Below are 11045 nucleotides of genomic sequence, written 5' to 3' on the forward strand. Positions count from 1 at the left end.
AGGCGCAAGCGATCGGAAAGAGCTTCGTTGAAAGTTGTTGAGGGCAGACGCATCCAATGCGATTTCGAGCACCACTCGGTCGGCGGCAACTCTACTAAGAGAAACTCCGCTTGAACACGAACTCGAACAGCTGCATGTCCGGACCAAAGGTCAGTGAAGGTAACCGATGTGCCTGCACTCAACCGACGGCTGCCTCGACACCGAATGAGGACGGATCACACCGCGCGGGCAGACTATAAGATTGGGTCACTCGCGCAATTCGCGAAGGTGGCCTCGTCCATTATGGGGTTTTATTGGGACTGTCGATTAGAACCGCACCACCATGCTGGCTCAGTTCAAGTCTATGCAGCAGCTCGCGGATTTCATCCTTGACCTTCGATAGTGCTGCGGGGTCGCCTTCAAGTTCCGCCACCCGCTGCCGGGCATATATTCCAATTCTCGCCGCTTCGATGCGGCCTCTCTCGCGTAGATCTTCCATCTCGCGGACCTTGAGTTGCCCCAGTACTTCGTTCGCTGCAGCAGTTACGATAGCAATGCCCACGAGAATCCACCGCCCATATCCGCCAAAAAATTCCTTGTCCATCACGGCTGAGACCACGACGGACGCCAGTGCAGCTGCGAGCGTTAAGAACTTGCAGAAGTTGAGCAAGCCGTACCAACGTCCAGAAGCAGCGTCGTACCAGCCCTCATAGCCCTCTACCTCACCTAGGAACTCCTCGTTTGCTTCGGTCATGCGGAAACCTCCAGCGTGGCCAGATTACTTTAACGGGTGCCCTGTTAGACTTGCAATGTATCCTGAATTCCTGCGCCGGGCCAGAATGCGATTGAGCCTCAGTTGCGCGCCTGGGAACTGCCTAATTGCGCGAATTATCCGCATCGCGGACCGGGTACCGGACGAAGGTCGTAGCGTTGGCAATCGCCATAGGTGCCGTCCGGCATTAACTTGCATACTTGGGCCGAACCGTCCGGGTACTCTTTGTAACAGACCGGAGATTTCTCGAACTTGTGCGCATGCGCAACGAGACGCTCGAACGCTGCCGAATGCATTTTCGCAGTTATTTTGGGCGCCGCCCTTGCTCCCATTGCCCGCTTCTTCGTTACGGCCCTCTTCTTTGTTGCCGCTTTCTTCTTCTTTGCCATAACCCAGTCTCCTCCTCGGTTCGCGACGTCCGCTGAGGACGTCTATTTAGGGTGCGAGCGTCGAACGGAATCCAGTGGTCACGCCGCTCGTGATCTGCGAGCTGAAATGGGACTGCTCCGCGATCGCGATCAGCGACTTGCCGCCGCCTGCGATCGGTCCGAAGGTGATCAAGAGATCATGTGTGCGATCGCGGCCCACACTAAAGAGCGGACCCGATGGGTTTATCGTCGCCCGCACCAGCTTCAGCATCGGCGTAGCGTTACCGCTGGTAACGATCTGAAAGCTGATCTCGTGCGATAGTACGTTCTTTTGGCCAGCACCTGGAGTGTGCACTGTGCCAAGCGAGGCTGGTCCGATGCGACCAAGCAGAAGATCGGCGATCTTGAGGTCGTTCTGAATGAGGAACGAGTCGTACCGGATGTCGCTGCCCTTGCACGGGAGGCCATAGAGTTCGGCGACGGTGTAGAAGAAGTTCATCTTCTCGATGCGCGTTGCCTGCGCCGAACCCGACACTCCGGTGCTGAGCGTAAACACGGATGCTGCTGGCGACGGGGGCGTCCAAAGAACCGAAGGCGCTCCTGAGGTTTTCTCGACGACAGTAAAGGTGAGCGCGACCTCGGCACCCCAACCGCCGAGGAAGTCCGAGTAGGTGCGCTTACTCTGTCGCAGTCGCGCCTCGGATATGTCGTTGTCGACTACAGCTGTGATCGCATGGCTAAGTTCGCATCGCACGCTTTGCACAATCGCATCGATCATGTTCTGCGTGTCAGCCTGCGTATAGTTTGGAAACTCGCGCAATTCCGGCACATAAGTGCCGCAGCCGCCGACGCTCAGTACGAGGCCTAGGACAAAGGCCGGTCTTGTCGATGCGCGAGGGAACTTCATGTTTTGCCCCGTTCGCTGCGATTCTGAGGCCCACGTTATGCGAATTGGACTCGCTCTACAGTCGCATTAGAGCAACACTCAACCTAATTTTGCGATTGGGACTGAGAGTATTCGAGGCGAGCAGCTATTTGATCCGGTCCGGGCCAAGAGCCGGAAATGGCCGTCGCTCATTCGATGCGGCGGCTTTGGCACTCACGTTCTTTGGGTCACTCAACCAGAAAGTCAGATAATCCGGAAGGAGTACCTCTGGGACATGCGTTTAGGTCTTGTCTCTCGATAATAATGGGCGTCAACCTGAGAGAGGCCCAATTGAGCCCTGACAGCTGCCTCACGGGGGAAATGCAATGAAGACGATTGGCATTTCGCTGGCAGCTATTTGCATGTTTGCTCTGTCTCTTACCGCGGCGGATGCCCAGTGGAAGGGCGACCGGGGTCAGAGCAGTCGGACTTGTCGCAATGAGACGGAAGCCGCCTGTGTGCAGCGATGCGCGATCCCGTTTCCGGCATCGCATTTCAGAGAAATGATGCTGAGCGATTTTGCAGCAGCCAAGTGAAGCGGCGGTGCTGACTCGCTTTGCGGTTTCAGTATCGGCATAGCTGCGTGATGATGTCGCGAGCGAGGACCTTTTAAGCCCGACGCCCATGCGATGGGGGAGATTCAGATGGTCAACATCGCACGCAAGCTCAGTCCAACAGGTGCCGATTGCGCGCGCTTGGTGCGAAGATGTTGTAAGCGCTCTGCACCAAGATTTGGGCAGTGTCAGAGCTCCAGACTGCTTCGCGCCAATCCCTTGCTCCAGTTACGTCGTCGCAACAACCCAGGCAAAGAGACCTGCCGCTGATGCGGTAGTGACCGGGAGCATCAAGACAGCCGCTCAGCTTTAGTACCGGAGGACGTCGGATGTCATTCTCTCAATGGACTGTGATCCCATTTCCCTCGGCAACACCGTCCCAGCAGCCTTTCTTCGCGCTAAAAATCGTAGACGATCCCGACAATCCCCAAGAGTTATTCGTCGCCACTTCGCGAGGATTGATAGTCAGTACCGACGGAGGCCAATCGTGGGATTACCGAGGACCCGACGTCTTTACGCCATCCGTTCTTCCTCTGCCTGGTAATCCGGAAATTGTATATGATGTAGAGTATCCACCTTTCGGGTTGAACGCTGGACTGTACCGCAGCACTGATGGCGGCGTAACGTTTGCTGCAGTCTACGCAGGATTGCCGCCGGAATCCAACAGTCTGCAGTACAACACGCTGGCTATAGATCCCGAAAATCCCAATGTTCTCTACGTCCCTGTCATCCACACTGATGGCAGCGCGCCCGCACAGCTATGGCGTAGCACGAATTCGGGTGCCAGCTGGACGCAGTTGCCTCAGAGTGCCGGCTCCTACAACTTTCTTTCCGTTGCAGTAGATCCATCAAACTCGTCGCATATACTCCTTGGCACCGGCGATCTAGGCCTTCTGAATAGCTATGATGGCGGGATTACATGGACGCATGCCAATTCGCTTCCAGCCAGCGTGATTTTTGACCTGGAGTACGACCATACAGTTGTGTACGCGGCAACCAATGGAGGTGGATATCGTAGCGTTGATAACGGAACGACGTGGACGCCGATACAGGGTTCGGAGAGCAATCAGATAGGTTCGATCGTAATCGATCCACAAAATGCCAGTATCGTCTTTGCAAACAGCATCACAAGTGACGACATCTATATCAGTATCGACGGCGGAGAGAACTGGAACTCGCTTGGGCAGGTGCCGGGCGGAGCCAGAAGCTTGGCATACGATCCGCAGAACAATACTTTGTTCGCGCTGGGCAACGACCTAGCAAACCTTTATGCGCTGTCATTGAGTTCCTTCAATAGGTCGCCAACGTTCGATTTTGCGCATTCAACTCTTACTGGGACAATCAACGAGCGGCCGAATGTAACAGGAAGCGTTGCTTTCGATTCTGCAAATGGCGTCATTTCGTTCACCGATCAAGATCTCAGTGATCGTCCAACGGCTTCCGTCGTTCATCAGAGCGTCACGTACCAGGACGCGCAAGGTCATCTGTTCCAATTAAGCAATGACCTTGTCTTCAACTTTGAGAATGCGTTCTCGCTTGCGCCCGAGTTGGGAAACACCAACAGCGGCAAGATCGATTGGGGCCTGAAACTCCCGGACAGTGCTTTTGATTTCCTCGGAGCTGGTGAAACCCTAACGGTAATGTCGACCGTCGAAATCAACGACGGTCACGGTGGGAAATTCGATCAGGACGTCACGGTTACAATCAACGGGAACAACGATAAGCCGGTAGCTGCGCCTGATTTTGCCTCGGTATCGCAGGGCGGAACACTCACTATCGATACCAACCATGGCGCGCTAGCGAATGATGCCGACCCCGACATCCATGACATCTCGCACGTAACAACGGTGAACGGATCGGCTCTATCGGTTGGGCGCGCACTCGCAGGCAAGTATGGAACGCTCACGCTCAACGCGGACGGTAGCTGGACGTACCTCGCGAATAAGGCGGGGTCGGGTGGCACCGACACATTCTTATACTCGGTCGACGACGGCCACGGCGGCACAGCTCAATCCTCGTTATCGATCCTTGATCTAGCGAGCGCACAGGTTCAGACAACGAAAAATGCGCAGATTGTGTCCGCTGCTAAGGCGATCGCATCTCTCATTGGGTCGGAAGCGTTCTGGGTTAACCTAGACAGCTCCAAGGAGCTATATGATGCAATCAAAGCCGTGTACAATTTGATCAAGGACGACAGCAGCTTCTTACAACTCTCGAACCAAATGGACGCGCTGCAAGGGGCCGGGGTCAACAGTGAGTTTATCGCAAGCTGGCGAAGTCTTCTCACAGATGCGGAGGCGAATGTCCTGAGTGCCGACCTCCGGCCGATTTGGAAGGTAGTGCTCGATAAGACAGTCGATATAGCCGTCGACTATTTGGTCGACCGCCAATTGCTCGTCGGTGCCGACAAACCCCTCGCAGAGTCCGTCGGTAAATCGGTCGTGAATTTCGTGACTGCCGACTTAAAAGGTGAGCTTTGGGATCAGTCAATACTTATTGCAAAAGAAGTTGTCGGCCTCAACGCCGACCTCAATGGCCTTGTGAATGATGAAATCAGAAATGGGCTGATCGATATACAGTATCTCGAGCAGTTTAACGTACTCGGGACTCCGAAAATAAAGACCGCGATCGATCAAGAGATCGCTCTCATGAACCGCACCGGAGATGATCTGGTGAACACTTCGCTCAACCCAATTGAGGTAGATGCGGGCTTTAAAATCGACTTGGTTAGTATGGTGTTGAGAGCAAAGGTTGACCAACTGCGAGGCATGGATTTGCTAGCTGCGGCGGACATAGCTAAAGCAGAGTCATACGCGGTGTCGCTCGATCAAGCGTATGGACTTCATGGCAATCCACTGGTTGGCCCGCTGAACAACCATTTTGAGAGCTTCGCTACACTCATTTCGGATACGTACCATCTAGCCGGTTGGCATCTTTGAGTCGTGGTATAAAGAGGTTGTGGCGGATCAATTAGACATTGCACCGAAATATGAATGGTTCGGCGTTAAAGTTGTCTCCAAAGGCACGAGAACTCGATCCAACGTTCGCCTTGCGACGATCATCACCGTCTTGCTGGCGGGCTTTCTGCTGGCTGTTCAATTTGTGTTGCCAATCTTCGGGACAGATCCGTATTCGCGCTGGCAGTTCGTTGAACCCCGCTTGTTCTGGCCGTCCTTCTGCTTCCTGTTGACTTTTGGCTGGTTTGGCGCGTTTGGAAAACTGCAGCTATTCAGCGGAGGACACGTACTAACCTTGAACAGTGAGGTCGGGCCAACGAGCTTTTGGGAGCTCCTCAAGGACTTTATAACCGTCAGGTCTGAGAGTGCGCCGTATGCTACAGCGATGCGCGATTTGAACGTCGGGCGCTTAGCGGTTTCGGATCATGGCATCCGGGGAATTGTGACGATCCCTTGGAGACGAATATCGGTTGTCAGCTCTCTTTCTGAGAACAGGGTAGAGATCAGGAAAACTGTGCTAATCCCGCCTATAGCGCGCATCATGGGCTTGGACCACGTAGTGCTGCGCTTTGCCGGAAATGAGGACGCAGCCCAATTTCTGACGTTCGCTAGGTTGTTTTTGCGTGATCGAGCAACGGAATCTGAGTGATTTCCTTGTAGACCGCGATGGCATCTTCGCTGGTAGAAGAGGCGAGGCTCGCTACGCCGTGTAACCGACCCATTCTCCATTGTACGAATCAGGCGGCGGAATTCTCAATTGCCCGGATAGCTCGACCTGAGGTATAGCCCAACGACAGAGCTCGTGCTCGCCAGCGCACAAATTGCCGCTCCGGTCGAGCGAAGCTTTCGGTATATCGATGTATATCCAGTCCGGACATCCATTGGTGGTAATTTCATAATTCCCAATCTTCACAAGACGGATACTCGAAATATGCTGAGTTCTGTATTCGTCGTACAGGAAAGGATAGAATTTATCAGACGGCATGCCCTGGTACGGCTTCCACGCGGCGGGCGCGCTCAGGCCAAGTCTACTCAGCCCGACCCAAGAACTTAAGTACCCTAGCTTCCAATGGGCAAGAAAGTTGGCCCGTAGCAAGTAGAACTTGATCGCTGCCGCTCTGCAGTTCAGATAATACTCGTCTAAATCAAGACGCCCTTCTCTGTACTTCCCGAAGTCACTCATGATGTCCATCAATTCGGGGAGGCGTTTTTCGCATTTTGCCCGGTCGCGAAACGTATCGCGCAGGGCTTCGGGGGCACTCCTTATGAATTCCTCAGCACCAATGCCTGCAATGTGCTCCTCGTCAAACCTCCTCGTTACTTCTTGTACAAGAGAGATAAGCTGATCGGACGATTGAGGCCACTTAACCCCGATTTTATCGCCCTTCTTGAAATTCCTCATAGTCGCATCAAGCGACGCTTCGTCTATAGAAAGGACGCCTGTAACGACTACCGATGGAGTAGTTTCATTGACACCCACCGCGGGACCCTCCTCATCTTAATGGGGAATAGGACAAGAAGACTCTAGCCACGATGCTTCGTTCGGATCTTTGCTAGAGCTTCAATCGAAGACCCACGCCTTCGGCAGCGCAAAAACAAGCGTAATCCTAGCTCACGGCATGGTTGTAGTCATCTTGATTCCGATCGAGTGGAGGCCTGGCCAGCTAGCGATAGTGCTCTTCGTCATTTTGTCGGTCGAGAATTGCAAGCTTCATCGCGGCAGTTTCATCGCAGCGGTCCTTTGACTTGTGCCGGCCCTTCGAAGTTAAGAGCGCAAATACAGCTACGTAAGATCGCCTGACCGATCCGCTCGTTGGAGGCGCCCGAACCGCGTTCAACCTACGAGCGGACCTATAGGACGCGGATGACGAGGCCTTCCCGATATGTGCACATGTCTTCCGGCCGTTTCGACACCTCGTGCTTCGTGGTGTCTCGCAGCCATCTTCGACCGGCTCCCGCCGGTGAGCATGCTGAGGGAGAGAATCAATTTCTTTCGGGTCCTCGGTTGGTCACCCTTGTCCATCAGCTCTACCAACAGTAGAGTCCAGAAGTTCTTTATTTGCGTATTCATGGCGCGCCCGGGGATCACCTGGCAGCACTTATAGATTCTGCACCCATAGGAGGATCGCATGGGTCGCTGGTCAACTCTCGTTGCTGTCATTGCCCTCACCTCGCTCGCCGCGCTTTTTCCGGCGGTCGCGCAAAATCCAGTTCGTATCGGAGTGGTGGCAGCCTTCTCCGGTCCCGGCGCAAATGAAGGCCAGCAATTTCGGGCGGGAGTTTCCGCAGCTCAGAATGATCAGGGGCACATAGCTAACCGGCCAGTAGAGGTCATTCCTCAGGATCATCAGAATAAGCCGGACGTCGCGACCTCGATGAGCCGCCAACTGATCCAAGTCGATAAGGTTGACTTTCTGATTGTCAAAGGCGGCGCGGCGGTGATGCTGGCGGTGGCCGCAGTGAGCGAACAGCAACACATGCCGACCGTCTTCATCGGATTATCCAAGACGCCGTTTTCCGACCCGAGACAAAAATACTCGTTTCACGTGGGGGATAGCGCTGAGCATCTTGCAAAGCTCGCTATTCGGTATGCGAAAGATAACCAAAGCGGTCGCACGGGTTTCATTTTTGAAAGTCCATTCCACACCGAAGCGCTCAACCAAGAAGCTCGCGCCACTCAGCTGCCAATCCAAAATTGGAATGCCACTCCCGGCTCGCCGGCCATCATATTCTCGTTCAGCCGAGAAGCTCGTGCCGTTCCTCTGGATGCCCTTCCATCAAACAGCCTTCTCATCGGCGGCGTGAATCTCATCGGAGAAGGCCGCCTCGGAAACCAGATCAAGGTGGCCGCTATCGCGCCACGCGATCCTTCCGTTGGTACGCCGCCGGGCATGCCGAATTCCTTGAGGAACGTTACGGGTGCAAACGCCTACTATGGGTATTCCGCCTTCCAAATCCTGGCACGTGCCGCGCAGAATGACCCCACCGGCGATCGAGTCGCGGACAAGATGCGTACCGAGTCTTTCGATACGGTAATTGGGCGTGTCAACTTTATGGCCGGTGGCGAATGCCGTCAGCCCAAGCTTGCGGTTTACGTCATGAACAACAATGGTTCGTTTGAGCTGTGTCCTGACTGTGCTGGGGTTCACGATGGCTGCAATGGTACAGCGTGCAAGTGCAAGGACGGCTCTTGCAACAACGACTGCTGTAACAAGTAGCCGCCATGATCCCCGATGATCCAAAGAAGGCTATCAAGTTTGTAGCCGCGTTCTTACCAGGCTTCATTGGATTAGGTCTCGCTAGCTACTTAGTCGACCTGAGATTTGGTGAAGTTGCGTATATCTTTATTTCGATTGCGATCAGCATTGCCGCCTTTGGCTTGGCCTCCCTCGCGATGCGGCGATGGCGCGCGAAGAAGCGGAAGCCAGCGCAGGCGGTCGAAACCGCAGAGATGATCCTGGCGTACATAGTCGCACTGGCGCTCGGCATTCTTGTGTCCGTCGCCTACGACGACGATTTGGTCATCGCTGCGGTGAACAAGATACCATTCGTGTCGCTTACCAAGACAACCCAAGAGCATCCGCTGTTGTACGTGCTGAAGAAAAGCCTCACCTGTGTGGGTGTGCGTCCCGTCGATGCGCGTGAGAACGACACGTTGGTCTATACGAAGGCGATGGTGCGAGCGGTCGTAAAGGACTATGCGACCGTAGAGGGCTTTATTCGCGTTTACCCGACCGAACTCGATCCTGCGCAAGTCTTTCTGTCGCCTGCGTGCAGAGTTGAAGGGACACGCACAACAGCGATTCCTGGCCCCGGCGTTCTTGTTCAGACGGAGAATGTCATTGCTTGGGAGCTCATCGATGCCACCGCAAGCGAGTGTTGGAAGATCCACTATGGCAACAAACCGCCCTGTCTCTGTCCTTCGGACGAAGTCAAAGACAAGTACATGGCGCGAATGAATGTGGAGCGGCACGACGGAGACAGGTACCAGCTGTGCCCGGCAGATAGGTAGAGCTTCGTTCGTAGAGCGGACAATACCGTTGATTTAGGTAGGCGCGCCTGCCCCAGGAGGAATGCGGTCTTGTGGGCGTAGAGAGAGGTGAAAGACAATAGATTCTGCAACGGAAACGGAGATCTCATTCCCAGACGACATTGCAAGATTTCGAGCCGCATTCGCGCGGCCTTCACTTTACTCAGTTCCGGCAGTGTCGCTCTCGGTCTCTTTCGCCTCTTCGTTGTCTTCCTCTTCGTTGTCTTCCTCTTCGTCTTTTTCCTCCTCTTCTTCCTCGTAGTCGATATCGAGCTCCTTGAAATCGATTTCCAGACGCTGGTCGTCTTCTTCCAAGAGGCTATCGCAATCCTCACATCGTTGGGCAAAGAATAAACGAGGCTCTTCGAAAACGGACTTGCGGCACACGGGACACCAGCGGACATCAGACATTCTGCTGGTCCTTCTTCTGGCGGGGCTTTCTGGTTTTCTTAAGCGCCGCGCTTTCCTGAGCGATTTGCTCTTTGAGAGTTTTGAGTTCGGCGTCGATAGCGCTCTTCTGCGCGACCAACTCCGTTATGCGTTTCAGTCGATCCACTATGCTTCTCCTATGTTCAGGGTTTTGCCGCCGGGTCGAAGCCAAGGCAGGAGGACGGCATATCCTGGCTTGGGAGGTTTGGCGCCCGAAGTGATGGTCGGCACCACTTGCGCGCCAAATCGGTTTGAAAACTTGCCCGCGATCTGACCGCAGAGATCGACGATGTTGTTGACGCGGGTTTGCGTTGTGGAGGTGAAGAGGACGGTGAGGTTTGGCAGGCCAAACTGCGCATGGTAGGTGCGCTGCTCGAAGACGTTCGTATACGCAGCGATCTTGGTTTCGATCGCTTGGCGGTCACGGTTCGCGGTGATGAGCGGTTCGGATGCAAGATCGACTTCGACGACGAGAAATCGATAAGTGCCGTTCGGATATTTGATCCCGATGGGGCCGATGTCTGGCTTGAGTTTGTACTTATAGTCTTTGCCCTTGAACTGAAACACGACGGGGAAATGGTCGCCGGCAGTTTTTGGCGTGCTCGGGCTACTCAGAATTTGCTCGCGTGTGACGAGGCGCTCGCGCGCCCCGATTTCAAAGGAAGCTGCGACCTGGCTCTCGGTGAGCTGATGGAGAAATTGCTTTGACGGCTCGGGGACACGGGAGTCGCAGCCCATGCCCATGAGCTTGCCGACACCTTTATTCGTGAGCTGGAACGCTTTTTGAAAGCTGAGCCACGCTGCGCGGTTCTTGACCTGCGTGTCAGTCCAACGGATGTAGCCGTGATCCTTGAGCTTCTTGGTTCGACAGATGATCGAGGAGTATGAGCGATTGGTGATCGCGCAGAGATCATCCGGCAGCAAAAGGCTGTGCCGCCCGATAGCTTTTAAGATTTCGAGATCGCCGGGTACGTCTGGCTTAATAGATTTCATAGTGCCGAAAATAAATCCGCCAATGGCGGCTGGTAAGT

12 protein-coding genes are annotated in these 11045 nt (G+C 54.5%); 5 read left to right on the forward strand and 7 right to left on the reverse strand.

The genetic code is table 11. The annotated features are described in order from the left end of the window. Positions 1-280: 280 nt before the first annotated feature. From ACVWW6_RS04580 to ACVWW6_RS04590, 3 genes are all read right to left on the reverse strand, one after another. Complete coding sequence (locus ACVWW6_RS04580; RefSeq protein ID WP_161533034.1) at positions 281-733, reverse strand: hypothetical protein; 453 nt, start codon at positions 731-733, stop codon at positions 281-283. A gap of 134 nt (positions 734-867) precedes the next feature. Continuing rightward, complete coding sequence (locus tag ACVWW6_RS04585; protein ID WP_456680222.1) at positions 868-1140, reverse strand: hypothetical protein; 273 nt, start codon at positions 1138-1140, stop codon at positions 868-870. A 46-nt stretch (positions 1141-1186) separates the two neighbouring features. Continuing rightward, a complete protein-coding gene (locus ACVWW6_RS04590) occupies positions 1187-2026 on the reverse strand; it encodes a hypothetical protein (protein WP_456680223.1) in 840 nt (279 codons plus the stop codon). Positions 2027-2370: 344 nt separating this feature from the next. Between ACVWW6_RS04590 and ACVWW6_RS04595 the strand changes: the two genes are divergently transcribed. From ACVWW6_RS04595 to ACVWW6_RS04605, 3 genes are all read left to right on the forward strand, one after another. Then, complete coding sequence (locus ACVWW6_RS04595) at positions 2371-2580, forward strand: hypothetical protein (protein WP_456680224.1); 210 nt, start codon at positions 2371-2373, stop codon at positions 2578-2580. A 347-nt stretch (positions 2581-2927) separates the two neighbouring features. Next, on the forward strand, positions 2928-5537 hold the full coding sequence (locus ACVWW6_RS04600; protein ID WP_456680225.1) for an Ig-like domain-containing protein: 2610 nt from the start codon (positions 2928-2930) through the stop codon (positions 5535-5537). A gap of 19 nt (positions 5538-5556) precedes the next feature. Beyond that, the gene (locus tag ACVWW6_RS04605) at positions 5557-6204 is read left to right on the forward strand and encodes a hypothetical protein (RefSeq protein WP_456680226.1); all 648 of its coding nucleotides are present in this window, start codon (positions 5557-5559) and stop codon (positions 6202-6204) included. A gap of 51 nt (positions 6205-6255) precedes the next feature. Here the strand turns inward: ACVWW6_RS04605 and ACVWW6_RS04610 are convergent, their stop codons facing one another. Then, a complete protein-coding gene (locus tag ACVWW6_RS04610) occupies positions 6256-7035 on the reverse strand; it encodes a hypothetical protein (RefSeq protein WP_456680227.1) in 780 nt (259 codons plus the stop codon). Positions 7036-7684: 649 nt separating this feature from the next. On the opposite strand from ACVWW6_RS04610, the gene ACVWW6_RS04615 reads away from it, so the two are divergent. After that, positions 7685-8773, forward strand: a complete 1089-nt coding sequence (locus ACVWW6_RS04615) for an ABC transporter substrate-binding protein (protein WP_456680228.1) — start codon at positions 7685-7687, stop codon at positions 8771-8773. A 5-nt stretch (positions 8774-8778) separates the two neighbouring features. Beyond that, positions 8779-9567, forward strand: a complete 789-nt coding sequence (locus ACVWW6_RS04620) for a hypothetical protein (protein ID WP_456680229.1) — start codon at positions 8779-8781, stop codon at positions 9565-9567. Positions 9568-9744: 177 nt separating this feature from the next. On the opposite strand, the gene ACVWW6_RS04625 is transcribed toward ACVWW6_RS04620, so the two are convergent. From ACVWW6_RS04625 to ACVWW6_RS04635, 3 genes are read right to left on the reverse strand one after another with little or no spacing between them, the layout of a single operon-like run. Then, a complete protein-coding gene (locus tag ACVWW6_RS04625; RefSeq protein WP_456680230.1) occupies positions 9745-9996 on the reverse strand; it encodes a hypothetical protein in 252 nt (83 codons plus the stop codon). Beyond that, on the reverse strand, positions 9989-10141 hold the full coding sequence (locus tag ACVWW6_RS04630; protein ID WP_456680231.1) for a hypothetical protein: 153 nt from the start codon (positions 10139-10141) through the stop codon (positions 9989-9991). Before ACVWW6_RS04630 ends, ACVWW6_RS04625 begins: the two co-directional genes overlap by 8 nt. Next, entirely contained in the window at positions 10141-11007 is an 867-nt protein-coding gene (locus ACVWW6_RS04635) for a hypothetical protein (protein ID WP_456680232.1), read from the reverse strand. The genes ACVWW6_RS04630 and ACVWW6_RS04635 overlap by 1 nt, the downstream gene beginning before the upstream one ends. Between the last annotated feature and the right edge of the window lie 38 nt (positions 11008-11045).

Source organism: Bradyrhizobium sp. USDA 3311 (genome assembly GCF_054062495.1).